Here is a 17,311-nt window from a genome sequence, read left to right as displayed (position 1 = left end):
CAAAATCAACGCACTCTAAAACCGGAAGGGCCGCTAAACCCCCAGACCTCGATCCCGAAACTCCCGGGTGGGTGGTGGGGCGTCGGCAAGCGCTTGGCGACGCCCACCTGCAGGTTGCGGGATCGAGGTCTGGGGATCTACGGAGGCGGGGAATTGAGTAAGGAATGCCCACACATTGGTGAGCATTCTTTGCAGCTAATCTGCAAAAGATTTTGCTAACAGGGGTGAATCTTCGGCTTGAGTGGGGGTAATGGGGCGAAAGTGTTTGTTGGCTGTCTGTGGTCTCGATAGCCTGAACGTGTAGGCCCATTCAGTGATTTCAATAACTCTCTCAGCTGAATGGGGGCTGGTTAACCAGGAAAAGGAGGGGGCAGATGACTACCCCGCAAACTCACGTCTCAACTTCGCACACGGAGGGCGAGGACGACCGCGGCGTCGATACGCGCGAATGGCGCCGCATGGCCATTGGCCTCATCCTCGGTCTCGTTTTGGCCGCTCTTGTGTGGTTTCTCTTTCCCAGCAACGCCGTGGAAACGGTGTTGCAATCACCCGGCGCTAAGGAAGACGCCGAATACACCCAGGGTGCGCTGCGCGCCGTAGCCGCCGTGACGATTCTCATGGGTGTGTGGTGGATGACGGAGGCCATCCCGCTGGCCGCCACCGCGCTTTTGCCGCTGGTCATTTTCCCACTGGCCGGTGTGGGCATCATCAAGGATGTGGGCGCACCCTATGCCTCATCCACCATTTTCTTGTTCATGGGTGGCTTCCTCATCGCTTTGGCTCTGCAACGCTGGAACTTGCACCGCCGCATGGCGCTGTTCGTGGTGAAGGTTGTTGGTACCTCGCCGAAGCAGCTGATCCTCGGCTTCATGCTGGCCACCGGCTTCTTGTCCATGTGGGTGTCCAACACCGCTACCGCAGTGGTCATGCTGCCGATTGGTATTTCGGTGCTTTCGCTGACTGCCGACGCCGTCGGTGGCATGGCTAACCAGAAGAAGTTTGCCACTGCGCTCATGCTCGGTATTGCGTATTCGGCGTCGATTGGCTCGCTGGGCACGCTCATCGGCACCCCGCCGAACACCCTGCTGTCGGGCTACATGAAGGAAACTCACGGCATCGTCCTCGGCTTTGGCAAGTGGATGATGGTGGGCATGCCGCTGGCATTCATCTTCCTGTTCATTGCCTGGTTCATGCTGATCACCGTGTTCAAGCCGGAGATGGACAAGATTCCAGGCGGCCGCGAGCTCATTGATTCCGAGATTGAAAAGCTTGGCCCATGGACCGGCCCGCAGATCATGACGGGCATTATCTTCCTGGGTGCGGCCCTGGCTTGGGTGATTATCCCCCTCCTGGTGGGCAAGGAGTCGAACTACGACGATGCCATCGTGGGTATCGCTGCTGGTCTGCTGCTGTTTACTATCCCGGCTGATGCCAAGACCGGTGTGCGCCTTCTGGACTGGAAGACTGCAAATGAAATGCCGTGGGATGTGCTCCTGCTCTTCGGTGGTGGCCTGTCCCTGTCTTCGATGTTCAACAAGTCCGGCCTGTCTCTGTGGATTGGTGAGATGGCCAAGGGGCTGGGTGGTCTGCCGACCATCCTGCTGATCGCTTCGGTGGCACTGCTCGTGCTCTTCCTGACGGAGATCACCTCCAACACCGCAACGGCTGCGACCTTCCTGCCGATTATGGGCGGTGTGGCCGTGGGTATCGGCCTGACCCAGAATGGCGACATCAACGTTCTGCTGCTCACCATCCCAGTGGCACTCGCTGCAACCTGTGCCTTCATGCTGCCGGTGGCGACCCCGCCGAACGCTATCGCCTATGGCTCTGGCTACGTCAAGATCGGCGACATGATCAAGGGCGGCATCGGCCTCAACCTGATTGGCTGCGTGCTCATCACCATCACCGTCTACCTGCTTGCCGTTCCGGTCTTTGGGTTGGTCCTGTAGCCCTCAATTAATGAAAAACGTTATCATTACGGGATGGCTACACCCGTTACCGTGCTGTCCGGATTTCTAGGCAGCGGAAAGACCACCCTTCTCAACCACCTGCTTGCTAACCGCGAGGGGCGCAAGCTGGCGGTTGTGGTTAATGACTTTTCCGAAATCAACATCGATGCCGCCCTCGTCGCCGGCGAGGGCCATCTTGAGCGCGGCGAAGACCGCTTCGTCGAGCTCTCCAACGGCTGCATTTGTTGCACGTTGCGCGAGGACCTTATCGAGTCCGTCGGCAAGCTGGCTCGTTCCGGCCGCTTCGATCAGATTGTCATCGAGTCCACCGGCATCTCTGAGCCCATGCCTGTTGCTGCCACTTTCGAGTGGGGGTTTGAAGATGGCACCACGCTTGCCGACGTCGCCCCTATCGACACCATGGTCTCCCTCGTCGATGCCTCCACGTTCCTGACTAACCTTCGCCGCGGCCGCAGCTTGGTTTCCGAGAATATCGAGGCCACGCCCGACGATGACCGGACTATCGCTGATCTCCTCGTGGACCAAGTTGAGTTCGCCGATCTCATCCTCATCACCAAGACCGACCTGGTGGAGGCCGCCGAAACCGAACGCGTCATCGCCACCGTGCGCGCCATGAACCCCCGCGCTCGCGTCGTGCCGGTGACCAACGGAGTTATTGATCCCACGCTGGTTCTTGATGCCCACCTTTACGACGTCGCTACCGCCGCGACCTACCACGGCTACGCCGAGGAACTGGCCAACCCGCACACCCCCGAAACCGAGGAATATGGCATCTCTTCGGTGGTCTTCCGCGCTGACCGTCCTTTCAACCGCGAGCGTCTGCTCAAGGCCTTGCGTGCCAGCACAGGCCTGGTGCGCTCGAAGGGCTATTGCTGGATTGATGCCGATCTGCGCGTCGCCCACGCCTGGCAGCAGGCCGGACCTAACTTACAGATCATGCCGGCCTCCCTGTGGGCGGCCAATGGGGTTACGCCCGGCACCGAGCTCGTGCTCATTGGCATCGACTTCGACCACGAGTCCACGCTTCAGTCCTTCCGTGACGCCGTGCTTTCCGACGTCGAAGTGGCCGCCCTCATCTAGCCCCTTCTTAAGGTGAACACGGGGTGAATTGCTATGCCCATTTCTTGGGTTGAAAACATGCATTGACATCGGGATTTGTTAGTTCTCTGGAGTGTGGGTATAGTTATTCCTCGTTGCACAGCAGAGCACACACGCTCCGGCGTTAAGCACTGCGAACCAACGGACTGCGCCCGTAGCTCAACGGATAGAGCATCTGACTACGGATCAGAAGGTTGGGGGTTCGAATCCCTCCGGGCGCACCAAATCTCAGCCGCCTTCGGGCGGCTTTTCTCGTTTTCGACTCCGTGGGTTGGGCAAACCCGGTAATGTCCTGAAATATGATCAAAGCGATTCTCTCCGCCATCCTGTTATTCATCTCCTCGCTGTTTTCTAGCGCGGGCTCCTCGGAGCTGGCGGGGAGCTCGGAGGCGTGGGGGCTAAACGTCGCCCAGCACGGCATCATCACGGACGCACCCGGGGGACTAGTCGAAGCAAACGATGAGCAGATGGAACATATCACTGCTTTCAGGTGGGAGTCTGCGGCGAGCCCAGAGGACTTCTCCCTGAATTTCCAGAACCAGACGGCGTGGCTGCCCTGTAACGGCGGTGACTTCACCTTGGTTGATGGCGGCGTGGAGCTCAGCATGTTGACGGATAAGGCCTGCCCTAGAGGAAAAGTCGACCTTCCCTTCATCATGTTCCTGTCCGAACCGGCGAAGGTGAAGGTGGACCCCGATGCCTCCGCAACCCCTGAGCGCATTTACCTCGTGCGGGATGGAAAGGCCATTGCGCTTAGCCGCTGAGACGCATATCGCGCAGCGCTGAGTGAAACGCAGAGCTGACAACAAACAGAAATGAGAAGACCGGCCAGAGCCAATGGTTGGTCGGTTGGGGCGGATATAATGGTGCCCATGATTCAAGCGATTCTCTCCGCTATCCTGCTTTTCATTTCCTCCCTCTTCTCTTTTGCCGGCTCCTCGGAGCTGCCGGGGAGCTCGGGCATAGCTGAAGCTGGATCCTCGCAGCGCAACATTGTTACTGGCGTGCCCGCAGGCCTGGTCACCGCCAATGCGCAGCAGATGGAGTTCGTGGTGAATTCCGAGTGGGAGTCCGCGCAGCAGCCGGATTCCTTTCGCGTGAACTTTAGGGATCGGGTCGTGCAGTTCTCCTGCGATATCCTCAGTTTCCACTTTGAGAGCAACGGAGATGGTCAGCTAGAAATCACTCGGGATTTGAGGTTGGACAAAATCTGCTTCGGCGCGCAACCTGACGGGGCCATCATGAAACTTCTTGCAGGTCCAGTAACGGTGATGGTGGACCCCGATGCATCCGCAACCCCTGAGCGCATTTACTTCGTGCGCGATGGCAAAGCCATCGCCCTTAGCCGCTGAGACGCATATCACGCAGCGCTGAGTGAAATGCAGAGCTGAAAACGCACACAAATAGGAAGACCGGCCAGAGCCATTGGTCGGTCTTTCGACGTTTTCAACTGCAAGGAGATGAATAGGTGTCAGCGCGCGCCCGAATAGTGGGCCTCGATATTGCTCGTTCCTTGGCCATCATCGGGATGATTATTCTGCACATGGCCAATCTGGTCTGGGGCGCCAAAGTGGTGCTCTCTGGGCTGCCGGCGGCGGGCTTTGCCATCATTGCAGGTACCACGATGATGATTCTTGCCCGCGACTACTCGCTGCGGGTCTTCCTCAAGCTGGTCGCCCGCGGCCTGATAGTCATGCTCATCGGCGTGGCCTTGCTTCCCGTGGGCGGTGAGATTCAGGTCGTGCTCGTCGTGATGGGCGCGGCCATGGCTCTCACCGCGTGGGTGCCGCCGCTCGCCACTGTCTGGAAGATCCTGCTCTTCGCGCTGGCCACCGCGGGCGCCACGGTGCTCTACGCTCCCTATACCCTCCCGCAGGTTTACCCCCTCGTGGCATTCCTGGCGTACATGGTGGCAGGCATGCTGCTTTACGACGTCTACCTCACCCGCCCCACCCGCACCCAGATCGTCACGAGCGCGGTGGCCGTCGTCGTTACCGGCATCGGCCTGTGGCAGCGCTTTAACCCTGATATCGCCGGCTGGCTGCGCTTTACCGGGCATACAGGTGTGCTCGGTGAAATCCTTCTCTCCGTGGCGGTCACTGCGGTGGTGCTGCACCTGTGCCTGATCATCGGCCGCCAGCTGCCGCGCTTGACCTTCCCCTTCGCGGCATTGGGCTCGATGTCGTTAACCATCTATATCCTGCACATTTTCACCGCACGCTACTGGCAAGCACACGTCTCGCTGCACAACACCATGGCGGCACTAGGCTTTGTGCTCGCGTTCCTTCTGTTGAGCGCGCTGTGGAAGAAGTTCTGTGGAAAGGGTCCGGCCGAGAGGGCCGTGGCTTGGGCAATCAAGGAGGTGGCCGCGTAATGGTGGCACGAAAGATAACTGCTGTTGTGGCCAGCTCTCTGGTCGTGGGGCTAGGCGCTGCGCCGGCCATGGCCTTGGAATTCGCCCAGCCTGCACCCCACTCGGAGGAAAGCGCCGTCGTGGCTGCGCTACGTATGGGCAAGATTGGAAACTTCGGCGATTGCACCGGCACGCTGGTTGCCGAGCAATGGGTACTCACCGCCCGCCACTGCTTGGAGTCCGTCAACAACGAGGGCTCACAAGCTCGCTTTGGCCAGGGCAAGGACACCCGCGTCTATGACGTGGACTCCTGGGCTGTTTCACCGACTATCGACGCCGGCCTCATGCACCTGACCGAGCCCGTCAAGGGCATAAAGTCAGCCAAGCTCGCGGACGCTGTCCCCACCGCCGGCGAGAAAGGCCACTTCTACGGCTGGAGCAGCAGCTCCCGCATGGCCCGCAAGGGCCAACTGCCGATGGCTGAGATGGAAGTAGGCGAACTGCTATCCGGTGGCACCCCGCCGGCCAGCCCAGATGAATCCGGCGAGAAGATGACGCCGGTGGCGCCGGGCGATTCCGGGGCCATGGCTCCTGGCGACATGGCTGTGCCTGCCCCCGGCGGAATGGTCGCTCCCGCCCCCGACGCATCCGACGCGCCCCAGGTGATGGAAGGCGGCGACATGCCAGAGATCGCCGTTGGACCCGACGGCGCGGAAAGTATCCCGGCCGGTGAACTCGGGGGAGTAGGCCCGATGATTGCCGCCGCCATCATGGACGTGAAGTCCCTTAATGGTGAGGGCATGCAAGGCGGCGACTCAGGCGGACCATTCTTCGTCGACGGTCGCCTCGTCGGCGTGGCCACGGCTGGAACGTCTAATGCGGACCCGGATCTGCCTTCCCCGACCGCGGCGATTACGTCCGTGGTTGAAGTCCGCGACTGGATCGAGGACGTCACCAGCGGCCGCGATACCGACGGCGTTCTCAACGCTGATAACTCCCCGGCACCGCCGACAACGATGCAGGTCAGCGCGCCCGTAGCTCTGTCCGCTGGCGTGACTGGGGTGGTGGGCCTGATCGTGCTAGCCATCGCTTCACGTTTGCTTCGCCGCAAGTCTGGCGCTGAGCGGGGTAGCAACTAGGCTGTTTCTTCATGAAGGAGAAACTCGTTCCGTGTCTGATTGCCGGTGCCATCCTTGGTGTGGTGCTGTGGCTGGCCTCCGGCATGCTCTGGATGTTGCCGGTGGGCCTAGCGGCGGGCCTCGCGGGCTACCCGCTGCTCGGCATCACGCGCGATGAGTCCCAAGCCCGCAAACGTCGCGACGACACCTTCCGCGACTAAGCGTCCCGCACCGCCCCACGCCACCGCACTACGCCGCCCGCCCGCCACCACGCACGCTCCTCGACGGTCGGTCGCTAGATGGCACCCCACAAACCGTCGCCAAATGGCGCCCCACAAAAGACATCCACTAAAAGGCATCTTTGGGGCTGAAAACGCCATCTGCACGCCCCAAAAGGCGTTTTCAGGCGAGAAAACGCCTTTTGACAGATGCCATCTGCAAAATGCCATTTGCAAGACGCCTTTTGGAAACTGCCCCATGCCCAGCAGCACGCAAAAGGTTCCACTCAGAAGTCATTAGTCAAAAGGTTCCCTTGGAGGCAAGTAAACCATCTTTAACCAGGTAGAAGGTTCGTTTGGGGGCAAAGAAACCTTTTGACTGGAACCAGGTGAGGGGAACCCGTTGAGAACCGCCTGCTAGGAAAGAAAGCCAGGCCTAGAAGCCGACCAGCGGGCTAGAAGATTTCGATGCGCCCGCCCAAAGACTCCGTCTGGCGCAGCTGCGCCACCCAGTTCGGCGCACCCGGGTGCAGCCGCAAGACCGGGCGGGAAGAAATCTTCACCGGGGAGACCGATTCCTTTCGAGCACCGGATCGGGCTTCGATGCGGGTGCGGGCGCGGAAGCCAGCGTCGGCAAGCGCGGCGATGGAAGGCTTTTCCGAGGCCAGCGATTCGCGGGCATCCTGCAGCAACTCGAGGGCCTCGTCGAGAGCCTGGACCAGTGCGGGTGCATTGGTCTCGCACATCTGTCGAACCAGGTCCGGGCGAGTGCCTGCCACGCGGGTTCCGTCCTTGAAGGAGCCAGCCGCCAGGGACTGTGCCAGGATGCCGCCATTATCGCCGACCACCGCGAGGGTCTCCGCCAGCACGTGAGGCAGATGCGAAATGCGGGCAACCGCGGCATCGTGGTTAGCCACGCGCACCGGAACCGCCTCCGCGTGAACCATCTGGGTCATGCGGACCACGTCCGCAAAAATGTTCTCCCACTCGGCGGGGATGCGCTCGCCGCGGGCCTCGCACTCGGCGGCATAGTCATAGGTGATAACCCAGGCAGCGCGGTTGAACAATCCGGTGTGGGAGTTCTCCCAGCCGGACTTGGAGGTACCGGCCATGGGGTGGCCGCCCACGTAGCGCGCCTGCATGTTGCGCTCCACGATGAGCTGGCGCACCTCGGTCTTGACCGAGACCACGTCCGTCAAACCGCAGCTCGGGGCGTGTTCCTGGATGGAGTCGAGGACCGAGGCAACCGCATCCATGGGCACCGCGACGACGATAAGCGCGTTGTCTTCCTCGGCCCGGTGCAGGATGGCCGGCAGATCATCGGTGACGTCGTAGCCCTGCTTAATGGCCGTTCGCGCACCAGAGGTGGAGTGGTTGTAGCCGTACACGGAGTGGCGTGCAGCAGCTAGGTCTCGCAGGAGGGAACCTCCAATGAGACCGAGGCCGATAATGCAGACGGGGCGTTGAACATCTTGAGAACTCACGGTGACAATTGTGGCACAACCCGACTAATCTGACGAGGTATGAGCCACGACGATTTGTCCTTTGCCATCACCGTCGCCAGTGCCGACGGCGGCTGGGTGATTCGCCCTTTCAAGGATGACTTCACCGACGTCAACACCTCCATCAAAGCGGTGCGCAACCTGCGTTCCGAGGGGGCGGCATTCGCGCTGCTGTGCGTGGAGGATGACTATTTCGTCGTCGTGCGCCCGGTTCCGGGGGATGTGCGCATGCTGCTTTCCGACGCCACCTACGCCTCCGAGGACGACTTCGCCGCGGATTTCCTGGACTTGCGCGATCTCGAGATCCCGGATCTGGACGAGGACGAGTGGGAGGACGCCGACCCGTACGGTGATGGCGATTTCGATATCTTCGCGGACCTCGGCCTCGATGAGGACCAGCTGGGTTACATCATCGACAACGATGAGGACTGGCCTTCCGATATGCTCCTGCGCATCGCCGGCGAGCTGGGCTTTGGCGATGAGCTGGAGGATTTCATCGACGGCCTCGACTCGGATGACTCTTAAACCAGCAGCGGGGCTGGTGCGCGCAGAGGCCCGCATGCGCCGCGCCCTGGAGGTTGCGCGCACCACGCCGGCGGGGGATATCCCTGTGGGTGCCGTGCTTTACGACGCCTCCGGCAACGAACTCGCCACCGGCGTTAACCGCCGCGAGCAGCTGAATGATCCCACCGCGCACGCAGAGGTGGAAGCTATCCGCCAGGCGGTACGCGTGCATGGCGATGGCTGGCGTCTGGAAGGCTGCGAGCTGGTTGTCACCTTGGAACCCTGCGCGATGTGTGCGGGCGCGATTCAGGCTTCCCGGGTGTCTTCGGTGGTCTTCGGGGCCTTTGAGCCGAAGACGGGGGCGTGCGGCTCGCTGGTGGAGGTATTGCGCGCCCCGGGCGCCCTCCACGTTCCCGAGGTACGCGGCGGTGTGCTGGAGGAAGAATGCGCGGAGCTGCTCACGGGCTTCTTCGGGGGTCTGCGCGGCAGCGGCGCTTAGCCCTTGAAATGGTTAGTGGCCCCGGAGCCACCTTCCGATTCGCGTGTAGGCTGGGTGGTCCACGTGAGAGAAGTAGAGAGTAAGGAGAAAATCATGGGTGATTTTGAGAACAAGAAGGACGAGTTCGTTGGCAAGGCTAAGGAAGCCGCTGGCGGCTTGACCGATAACGAGAAGCTGGAGAACGAGGGCAAGGCCGACCAGGTTACCTCTGAGGCAAAGCAGAAGGCTTCCGACGCCGTTGAGGGCGTCAAGGATAAGGCCAACGAGGTCATCGGAAACCTCAAGGACTAATTCCTAGCCTCATCTAGCTGAATCGCTGTCCGCGCCGCGTGGTGTGGGCAGCGATTTTGTCGCTCGGGATGACTCCCGTAATCTGGAACGCGGTGGCGTGTCCGAGCGGCCGAAGGTGATCGCCTCGAAAGCGATTGTTGGGTAACCCCCAACCGCGGGTTCAAATCCCGCCGCCACCGCCAGATCCGGCACTCCAGTTCTTAGCTCTGGGGTGCCGGTCTTTTTATTTTTAGAAGCCAGCCCGCCCTCTATCAACATCTCTTTGGAAATCCAGCGCGGCCTGGCGCGCCTCGGGGTCGTGGTCTTCCGTACGTTTGTGAATCCGTCGGTTCATCATGCCTGCTGGGATGGCAATGAGAAGGATGGCCGCGACGGCAACGATGACGAAAGTGGACATGGGGTCTCCTAGAGCACTTCAGGGGTTAAAACTTTGACTGGACAGGGGGGGATGTATTCTGGCTCTCTATAGATCAATACTATGAAGTGTAACACTATAAAATGTTGAGGTTGATGAATAGTCTTTCTTTTAAAGCTACGTTCTCGCTCGTCTTCGCAGCCGCTGTCGTTTCCGGGTTAGGTGACGGCCTCATCCCGATTGCTTTTGCGCTTCAGGCACACCGAGTAGATCCGTCGGGGCGCGGCTTGACGGTGGTGCTTATCGCACTGTGGGCGGGCCGTTTCCTTAGTTCTTTAGTGGTCCGAAAGCTGCCGCCACCTCACCGGCCGGTGACCTGGATTCTGGGTAGTGATGTCGTTCGGATGTTGGCGCAGTGGGGACCCGTGGCGTGGGTGGTGGCTCGCGGCGATTCCATTGCTGCGTTCGCGCTCTCAAGCTGCGTGTACGGTTGTGCCTCGTCATTCTTTGGGCCAGCAAGGTTTAGTCTCTTGTCGCAGCTGTTTTCCGATGAGCAGCGCACCCGCGTCAATGGAACCCTGTCGATGCTCGGTGATGTGCTGTTTATCGCCGGCCCACTCATCGGTACAGCGGCAGTGCTCACCTTGGGATTCAACACGGTATTGCTTATCGACGGCGCCACTTTCCTCGTGGCCATGCTCTTTGTTCTTCCGTTTCTCTCAGTGCGCAGGGAACCAGCAGGCGAAAGCTCTAATGTCGCAGCGGCTGAACCAGAACCGGACAGCGCAGGTTCATCGAGCCCGAACAAGCCTCTTGCGGCCCCAACACTCCCGAGCTGGGTGCGGGTAGGGCTCGGCACTTGGCTGGTCGCGGCAATTGTCAACGGCTTCCTGGGAAGTGCTGGACCTACATGGATTATGAATACTTTCGACGAAAAGTCGTGGGGGTTTATGGCAACTGCGCTTGCGGTCGGTTCGCTGATTGGCTCAGCCGCAACAATTCTGAAGGCATTAGATCGGGTGCGCTTTAGCACCTTGCAAATCCTGATGCTGATTCTTCTGGCCGGGCAGATCCTGGCTTTGGCATTCTCCTCTGTCTTCGTGCTCATCGCCGCAGTTGCTGCTGCTGCGTCCTTGTTGATGACTGCGGCAGGCATTGCGTGGGATTCTCTCGGGCAGTCTTTGGGGGATGATGGTCTGGTGCATCAGTTCGCTACGAAGGATCAGCTGGTCTTTACCGCCGGTACCCCACTTGGAATGATTCTTTTCGCGGCACTTTCTTCTCATCCTGGTGTTGCGGCGGTTGCCTTGGCAGCTGCGTTGGTAGTTGCAGCTGTTGCGTCGTCCTTGCCCGTGGCGCGTTCGCCGCGTACTGCAGATATGGCTCAGGCGTAGCGGAGATTGCTTAACTCTCGGCCACGTGGTGGTGCTTTGCTGGGGCGCGTGATGTCGTTAGGGCTTCACAGTCCAACTGGTTAAACTGGTGCACATTCGTGTCCACCACCAAAGCTTCCGCGAGCAATAATCGCGCATGTGAAGGGGAATTTCCGTGGCAAAGCTGCTTTACCACCTAGGCCGCTGGTCTTACATCAACCGATGGAAGGTCATCATCGCCTGGATCTTCATCGTGGCGGCTGCGGGCGGAGCGACCTTGAGCTTGATGAAGCCGATGACCACGGAGTACTCCATCAGCGGCACGCCCGCTATTGATGCCACCCGCCGCGCGGTGGAGCTCTTCCCGGAGAACGGTAACCCGGCCAATGCGCCGTCGGTCAACCTCGTCTTCAAGGCCCCGGAAGGGCAGAAGCTCAGCGATCCGCAGAACAAAGAAGCTGTCGAGGACGTGGTGCACCACATTGCTGAAGGCCTTGATATCCCAGAGGGCAGCCAGCAGCGTTGGGGTAACCCGCTTGAGGTATCGCCAGCACTTCAGCAGCAGGTCATCGAGCAGTTCACCTCCATGGGATTGCCGGAGGAGACCGCGCGGGCGGATGCCGACAACCTGGCCATGGTCAATGCCGATGAGACCATCGCCTACACCACCTTCGACTTCGATGCGGAAAGCCCCTATTCGGTAGACCCCGCGGATAAAGACGTGGTCCATGAGGCCATGGATATCGGCCGCGCGGCGGGTCTGGAAGTAGAGGCCGGCGGCGCGGGCTTCGGTGATGAGATCCAGGTCAATTCGATTTCTGAGGTCATCGGCCTAGCCGTGGCGTTTATCGTCCTCATTATTACTTTTGGTTCGCTGGCCTCCGCAGGCATGCCGCTTATCTCCGCGGTCGTGGGCGTGGGCCTGGGTGCGATGGGCGTCATGATCGCGACCCACTGGATGGAGCTCAACAACCTCACCCCGGTGCTGGCCGTCATGATTGGCCTGGCCGTGGGCATCGACTATGCGCTGTTCATCATGTCGCGCTACCGGCAGGAGCGCTCCCGCATGGATGGGCCGGATGCCGCCGGCATGGCCGTTGGCACGGCGGGTTCCTCGGTGGTCTTTGCCGGCGCGACGGTCTTCATCGCGCTCTTCGCGCTGCTCGTGGCGCGCATTAGCTTCCTCACCGCCATGGGCCTGGCCGCTGCGGGCACGGTCTTCATGGCCGTGCTCGTGGCGCTGACCTTGGTGCCCGCGATGCTGGGACTGCTCGGTGATAAGGCCTTCGCCGGGCGCATCCCTGGCGTAGCCGGCAACCCCACGAAGCGCCGCCCTCGCCGCACGAAGCCAACGATGGGCAACCGTTGGGTGCGCACGGTCCAGCGTGTCCCAGGCATCGTCATGGCGCTGGTGGTGCTCGGCCTGGGAGCTTTGACCGCCCCGGTCCTGCACATGGAGCTGGCCCTGCCGGCGGATACCACCTCCAACCCGGATACCACCCAGCGCAAGGCGGCGGACCTGCTTTCCGAGGGCTTCGGTCCCGGCATCAACGGCCCCTTCCTGGTGATCGTGGATGGCGCCAACGCCAACCCGGAATCCGCGGCATTGCAGCCCTATATCCAGGGCCAAGAAGGCGAAGAAGATGAGCAGAAGAAGGCCGCTCTTTCCTCCTTCATCTACTCCGTGCAGCGCCTGAACCAGGTCGGCGGCGTTAAGCACGCCCAGCTGGTGGGCATGAGCAAAGACATGAAGGCTGCGCAGATCATGGTCAGCCCCACCACAGCGCCAACGGATGAGGCCACGATTGGCACCGCCTCCGCCTTACGCACGGCTAGCGCGGAGCTGGAGGATGCTACCGGCGCCGAGATCGGCATGACGGGTCTGACCGCGGTGCAGCTCGACATTACCGAGCGCCTCGAGGAAGCTATGGGGCCTTACCTCGCCATCGTGGTGGGCCTGGCCATCTTCCTGCTGCTGGCGGTATTCCGCTCCATCTTGGTGCCGCTGGTGGCCGGCTTAGGCTTCCTGCTCTCCGTCGGCGGCGCCTTTGGCCTGACCGTTTTGGTGTGGCAGGACGGCCTCACCGGACTGGTGCCCGCGCCGGGCCCGCTGATTTCCTTCATGCCCATCTTCCTCATCGGCGTGACCTTCGGCCTAGCCATGGACTATCAGGTCTTCCTGGTCACCCGCATGCGCGAGCACTTCTCCCGCTACCCACAGGGCAGCGGTGGCACGTACAGCAAGTACAACGCCAACGATGAGGCGACTATCGCCGGCTTTACCGCCGGCGCCCGCGTGGTCACCGCTGCGGCCATCATCATGATTTCCGTCTTCGTGGCCTTCATCAGCCAGCCCCTACCCTTCATCCAGATCTTCGGCTTCGCGCTGGCGGCGGGCGTACTTTTCGACGCCTTCCTAGTCCGCATGTCGCTTGTCCCCGCCACCATGTTCCTCATGGGGCATACCACGTGGTGGATGCCGAAGTGGCTGGACAAGCTGATCCCGCAGCTGGACATCGAGGGCACCGCACTCGAGGAAGAATGGGAGCGCAAACACGCAGCAGCATCCCGTGAAGCAGAGGATAAGGCAGCGCAGCCCGTAGAATAGTTCCCTATGACTCACCCTAAGCCGCTGCTGGAGACCGACCTTTCCTTCGACGTGAAGAAGGAGCTGGACTTAGGCGGTCCAGCACAACCGGGAAAGCACGGCCGCACCGGTGTTATCCATACCCCGCACGGTGACATCCAAACCCCGGCGTTTATTCCGGTGGCCACCAAGGCCACGGTGAAGACGCTGACCCCGGAGCAGATTCGCCTGACCGGCGCCCAAGCCATTTTGTCCAACGCCTACCACCTTTATCTGCAGCCGGGCCACGACATCGTGGACGAGGCCGGCGGCGTGGCTACCTTCGAGAACTGGCATGGGCCGACCTATACCGACTCGGGCGGATTCCAAGTCATGTCCCTCGGCGTGGGTTTCAAAAAGGTCCTCGCCATGGACGTGGCGGAGCTGACGGACTCCGATATCCGCGCGGCCAAGAAAGAGCGCATGGCGCACGTGGATGAGGACGGTGTGGATTTCAAGTCCTTCATCGACGGCTCCACGCACCGCTTCACCCCGGAGGTCTCCATGCAGATCCAGCATGGCTTGGGCGCGGACATCATGTTTGCCTTCGACGAGCTCACCACGCTCGTAGATACCCGCACTTACCAGGAGGAATCTGTCGAACGCACGCGCCGCTGGGCGCAGCGCTGCCTGGATGAGCACGACCGCTTGACGCTTGCCCGCGGCCCGCAGAAGCCGCGCCAGTCCCTGTGGGGAGTGGTGCAGGGTGCGCAATACGAGGACCTGCGCCGCCAGGCCGCGCGAGGGCTGGTGGAGCTTTCCGATCGCGCTGAGGCGAATGGCCGGCGCGGTTTCGGTGGCTTCGGCATCGGTGGCGCATTGGAGAAGGAGAACCTGGGCACGATTGTGGGCTGGGTATGCGATGAGTTGCCCGTCGATAAGCCCCGGCACCTGCTGGGTATCTCTGAACCGGATGATATTTTTACCGCCGTTGAGGCTGGTGCCGATACTTTTGACTGTGTGGCGCCGACCCGCCTAGCACGCCGCGGTGGTGTGTACACCCTCGATGGACGCCTCAACCTCACTAATGCGCGTTTCAAGCGGGACTTTGCTGGCGTGGACGAGGAATTCGGCGGTTACGTCTCGGAGAACTATTCCCGCGCCTACATCCACCACCTGCTCAAGGCCAAGGAATTCTTGGCGGGCACGCTGTGCACCATCCACAACCTGGAGTTCATGATCCGCTTGGTGGATAACATCCGGGCGTCGATCGACGGCGGCTATTACGAGGCCTACCGCGATGAATTCCTGGGGCGCTATTACGCCAAGTGACCGGTGACGATGACGTTGTACTCCAAGTCAGTAGCGCCGTCGACAGCGCAGGCAATGAGTACGATGCGCCCGGGAACCTCGGTATTCATCAGGTCCGCGTCGCTTCCTAGCTGTTCCTTGCTCACCAGGAAAGCGTTATCGACAATCCACTCGCGCCCGGCATCACCTTCAGAGGTCATGCGGATGTGGGAGCCGTTGAGGATGGGCGTCGCAAAGCGCTGCACCTCCATACCCTCGAGGCCCTCCACGGTGATGGGGTTGTTCAGGTCCACGTTGGCGGTGACCACCTCGGAGAAGGGGTTGAATACCAGCTTCTGCTGGCCCCAGGCGTGTCCCAAAACGTAGGTGGTGCCGTGCTCTGCCGTGGCGGGGGACTCGCCCCAGTCTTGCACCCAGCGCACCATGGTCTCCTGTGGTCCGGCCGGGTTGAGAGGCAGGACGAAGGGCATCGAATCATAGGTCGCGCCCGTGATGGTGGCTGGGCCATCCATCTCAAACGTGCCGGTCAGAGCGGGTGCTGGGCCTTGGTTGAGCGGGGGAGGGGTGGTGCTGGGTGCTGCGCTTGACGACGCCTCACTGCTCACCGCCGTCGTTTCCGGTGCCGCGTGGCTCGTCGTTTCAGACGACGTGGTGACTTCCTCTGTACCCGAGCATGCCGCAAGGTTGAAGGCTGTAGCCAGGCCAAGGATGGGGAGGAGGGAACCTCGTAGATGCTTATGCATCGTAGATGTCCTTCCGGTGGCCAATAGCGAATACCTCAATCGTTACTTTCTGGTCGTGGATGTACGCCAGAATGCGGTAAGAACCGACCCGATAGCGCCATTCACCTGAACGGTTTGAAGTCAATCCTTTTCCGAGAGCTCGAGGGTCTTCGCAGCCCTCGAGGTTCTTTTGGATCCACGTCACGATGATTCGCGCATCGAATCGGTCAAACTTCTTTAGCTGTTTCCGGGCTTTCGAAGTGAATTCGACGTGATATGAAGTGATTCCCTCCGACATCTTTAGAGATCCTCGAGGACCTCATCAAGGCTAAACCGTTCGCCAGAATCTTCTGCCATTGCTGCGCGCAGTTCCTGAAGGTCGTAGTAGTCTTCGACCCGTTCTAAAAGTGCTGCTCGGGCAAAATCAGATATCGTCCGGCCTTCAAAGGCGGCTAAATTCCGAACGAGTTCCGCGTCGTTATCATCCATGCGAATTGTCAAAGTAGCCATATTTCCTCCTTAACCATCGTGAATACATTGTATTCATTGGGGCAAGTGAAGGGAAGAGTGAAAAGTCCCCCTCAGCACAGTGCGTGCTAAGGGGGTGAAAGATCGGGGCGGGTCGCTGCTACTTAGACGGCGCTGACGTAGGGGTGTCGGCCTCGTCGATAGGCACGTAGTCCTCGCGGCGCTTGACCCAAGAGATAACCAGCGTGGTCAGTGGAAGCATGATGACCTCGCAGGCGGTCTTCCACAAGAAGCCCACGATGACGTAGTTCAGGAAGCCGCTGAAGGAATCGATACCGATGACAGGCGCTGCGATGGCGCAGAACAGCAGGGTATCGCCGAATTCGCCGACGACGGTGGAAGCAACAAGGCGGGCGATGAGGCCCTTCTCGCCCGAGCGGGCCTTCATCTTCACCAGGGTGAAGGAATTGAGCAGCTGGCCCACGACGTAGCCGACGAGGGAAGCCAGCAGGATCTGCGGAACCAGGCCGAGCGTGGCGGCGAAGGCTTCCTGGCCTTCGTAAAAATCAGCCGCGGGCAGCCAGATTGCAATATAAAAGGAAACTGCGGCTAGAAGCGCCATGGCGAAACCGATGTACACGGCTCGGCGGGTGGACTTGAAGCCATAGCATTCAGAGAGAACGTCGCCCACGATGTAGGCGATGGGGAAGAGGAAGAAGGCGCCATCGGTGATAAGCGGGCCGAGCTGGACGCCCTTCGTGGCGTTGATGTTCGAGATGAGGAAGGTAACGACGAACACCGCGACCAGCCACGGGTACAAAGTGGAATGTACCGGGATGAATCGGATGCTCTCGCCACCCTTTGCGGTGGTTGCGGTTGCCGATTGAGTTGTCATGGAACAGCATCTTTCCACGAAACTGGGGGAAGCAGAAATGAGGAAATTGATTCCCGTCAGGCGGGGAG

At 60.6% G+C, this 17,311-nt stretch carries 19 protein-coding genes and 2 tRNA genes; 15 read left to right on the top strand and 6 right to left on the bottom strand.

The window, feature by feature from the left end; all coding sequences use genetic code 11:
- The first annotated feature begins 374 nt into the window (after positions 1–374).
- From HMPREF2993_RS04780 to HMPREF2993_RS04745, 8 genes are all read left to right on the top strand, one after another.
- On the top strand, positions 375–1,949 hold the full coding sequence (locus HMPREF2993_RS04780) for an SLC13 family permease (RefSeq protein ID WP_070701310.1): 1,575 nt from the start codon (positions 375–377) through the stop codon (positions 1,947–1,949).
- A gap of 33 nt (positions 1,950–1,982) precedes the next feature.
- A complete protein-coding gene (locus tag HMPREF2993_RS04775; RefSeq protein ID WP_070701308.1) occupies positions 1,983–3,050 on the top strand; it encodes a GTP-binding protein in 1,068 nt (355 codons plus the stop codon).
- 166 nt (positions 3,051–3,216) lie between these two features.
- Positions 3,217–3,292: transfer RNA gene (locus tag HMPREF2993_RS04770), tRNA-Arg, on the top strand.
- A gap of 75 nt (positions 3,293–3,367) precedes the next feature.
- Positions 3,368–3,832 carry a hypothetical protein gene (locus HMPREF2993_RS04765; RefSeq protein WP_070701306.1) on the top strand — a complete coding sequence of 155 codons (465 nt, stop codon included), beginning with the start codon at positions 3,368–3,370 and terminating at the stop codon, positions 3,830–3,832.
- Positions 3,833–3,940: 108 nt separating this feature from the next.
- Complete coding sequence (locus HMPREF2993_RS04760; protein ID WP_046648880.1) at positions 3,941–4,420, top strand: hypothetical protein; 480 nt, start codon at positions 3,941–3,943, stop codon at positions 4,418–4,420.
- 116 nt (positions 4,421–4,536) lie between these two features.
- The gene (locus tag HMPREF2993_RS04755; RefSeq protein ID WP_070701304.1) at positions 4,537–5,442 is read left to right on the top strand and encodes a DUF418 domain-containing protein; all 906 of its coding nucleotides are present in this window, start codon (positions 4,537–4,539) and stop codon (positions 5,440–5,442) included.
- The gene (locus HMPREF2993_RS04750; RefSeq protein WP_070701302.1) at positions 5,442–6,560 is read left to right on the top strand and encodes a trypsin-like serine protease; all 1,119 of its coding nucleotides are present in this window, start codon (positions 5,442–5,444) and stop codon (positions 6,558–6,560) included. Before HMPREF2993_RS04755 ends, HMPREF2993_RS04750 begins: the two co-directional genes overlap by 1 nt.
- Before the next feature lie 11 nt (positions 6,561–6,571).
- A complete protein-coding gene (locus HMPREF2993_RS04745; protein ID WP_046648858.1) occupies positions 6,572–6,760 on the top strand; it encodes a hypothetical protein in 189 nt (62 codons plus the stop codon).
- A gap of 452 nt (positions 6,761–7,212) precedes the next feature.
- Here the strand turns inward: HMPREF2993_RS04745 and HMPREF2993_RS04740 are convergent, their stop codons facing one another.
- Complete coding sequence (locus HMPREF2993_RS04740; protein WP_070701300.1) at positions 7,213–8,241, bottom strand: prephenate dehydrogenase; 1,029 nt, start codon at positions 8,239–8,241, stop codon at positions 7,213–7,215.
- 39 nt (positions 8,242–8,280) lie between these two features.
- Here HMPREF2993_RS04740 and HMPREF2993_RS04735 point away from each other — a divergent pair, with 39 nt between their 5' ends.
- The 4 genes from HMPREF2993_RS04735 to HMPREF2993_RS04720 all read left to right on the top strand — a co-directional run bounded on the left by HMPREF2993_RS04735 (position 8,281) and on the right by HMPREF2993_RS04720 (position 9,735).
- Positions 8,281–8,784, top strand: a complete 504-nt coding sequence (locus HMPREF2993_RS04735; RefSeq protein WP_070701298.1) for a tRNA adenosine deaminase-associated protein — start codon at positions 8,281–8,283, stop codon at positions 8,782–8,784.
- A gap of 34 nt (positions 8,785–8,818) precedes the next feature.
- On the top strand, positions 8,819–9,262 hold the full coding sequence (locus HMPREF2993_RS04730) for a nucleoside deaminase (RefSeq protein WP_046648879.1): 444 nt from the start codon (positions 8,819–8,821) through the stop codon (positions 9,260–9,262).
- 93 nt (positions 9,263–9,355) lie between these two features.
- Positions 9,356–9,553, top strand: a complete 198-nt coding sequence (locus HMPREF2993_RS04725; RefSeq protein ID WP_046648854.1) for a CsbD family protein — start codon at positions 9,356–9,358, stop codon at positions 9,551–9,553.
- Positions 9,554–9,644: 91 nt separating this feature from the next.
- A tRNA-Ser gene (locus tag HMPREF2993_RS04720) sits at positions 9,645–9,735 on the top strand.
- Between the two features lie 47 nt (positions 9,736–9,782).
- Here HMPREF2993_RS04720 and HMPREF2993_RS13590 read toward each other — a convergent pair.
- A complete protein-coding gene (locus tag HMPREF2993_RS13590; protein WP_168166763.1) occupies positions 9,783–9,950 on the bottom strand; it encodes a hypothetical protein in 168 nt (55 codons plus the stop codon).
- 113 nt (positions 9,951–10,063) lie between these two features.
- Between HMPREF2993_RS13590 and HMPREF2993_RS04715 the strand changes: the two genes are divergently transcribed.
- The 3 genes from HMPREF2993_RS04715 to tgt all read left to right on the top strand — a co-directional run bounded on the left by HMPREF2993_RS04715 (position 10,064) and on the right by tgt (position 15,179).
- Positions 10,064–11,302 carry an MFS transporter gene (locus HMPREF2993_RS04715; RefSeq protein WP_070701318.1) on the top strand — a complete coding sequence of 413 codons (1,239 nt, stop codon included), beginning with the start codon at positions 10,064–10,066 and terminating at the stop codon, positions 11,300–11,302.
- 154 nt (positions 11,303–11,456) lie between these two features.
- The gene (locus HMPREF2993_RS04710; RefSeq protein ID WP_070701296.1) at positions 11,457–13,889 is read left to right on the top strand and encodes an MMPL family transporter; all 2,433 of its coding nucleotides are present in this window, start codon (positions 11,457–11,459) and stop codon (positions 13,887–13,889) included.
- A gap of 6 nt (positions 13,890–13,895) precedes the next feature.
- Positions 13,896–15,179 (top strand): tRNA guanosine(34) transglycosylase Tgt, encoded by a 1,284-nt coding sequence (tgt, locus tag HMPREF2993_RS04705; RefSeq protein ID WP_070701294.1) that lies wholly within the window; start codon positions 13,896–13,898, stop codon positions 15,177–15,179.
- On the opposite strand, the gene HMPREF2993_RS04700 is transcribed toward tgt, so the two are convergent.
- The 4 genes from HMPREF2993_RS04700 to HMPREF2993_RS04685 form a co-directional block, all read right to left on the bottom strand.
- Positions 15,167–15,901: a sortase family protein gene (locus HMPREF2993_RS04700; RefSeq protein WP_070701292.1), complete on the bottom strand. Its 735-nt coding sequence runs from the start codon at positions 15,899–15,901 to the stop codon at positions 15,167–15,169. The two genes, tgt and HMPREF2993_RS04700, sit on opposite strands and share 13 nt — an antisense overlap.
- Complete coding sequence (locus tag HMPREF2993_RS04695; protein ID WP_046648850.1) at positions 15,894–16,178, bottom strand: type II toxin-antitoxin system RelE family toxin; 285 nt, start codon at positions 16,176–16,178, stop codon at positions 15,894–15,896. The genes HMPREF2993_RS04700 and HMPREF2993_RS04695 overlap by 8 nt, the downstream gene beginning before the upstream one ends.
- 2 nt (positions 16,179–16,180) lie before the next feature.
- Positions 16,181–16,390: a type II toxin-antitoxin system RelB family antitoxin gene (gene relB, locus HMPREF2993_RS04690; protein ID WP_042528872.1), complete on the bottom strand. Its 210-nt coding sequence runs from the start codon at positions 16,388–16,390 to the stop codon at positions 16,181–16,183.
- A 118-nt stretch (positions 16,391–16,508) separates the two neighbouring features.
- Positions 16,509–17,243: a queuosine precursor transporter gene (locus HMPREF2993_RS04685; protein WP_070546933.1), complete on the bottom strand. Its 735-nt coding sequence runs from the start codon at positions 17,241–17,243 to the stop codon at positions 16,509–16,511.
- Positions 17,244–17,311: the final 68 nt, after the last annotated feature.

The sequence above is a fragment of the Corynebacterium sp. HMSC068G04 genome, from assembly GCF_001814885.1.
GTDB lineage: Bacteria > Actinomycetota > Actinomycetes > Mycobacteriales > Mycobacteriaceae > Corynebacterium > Corynebacterium hiratae.
This window is presented reverse-complemented; position numbering and strand designations above follow the sequence as displayed.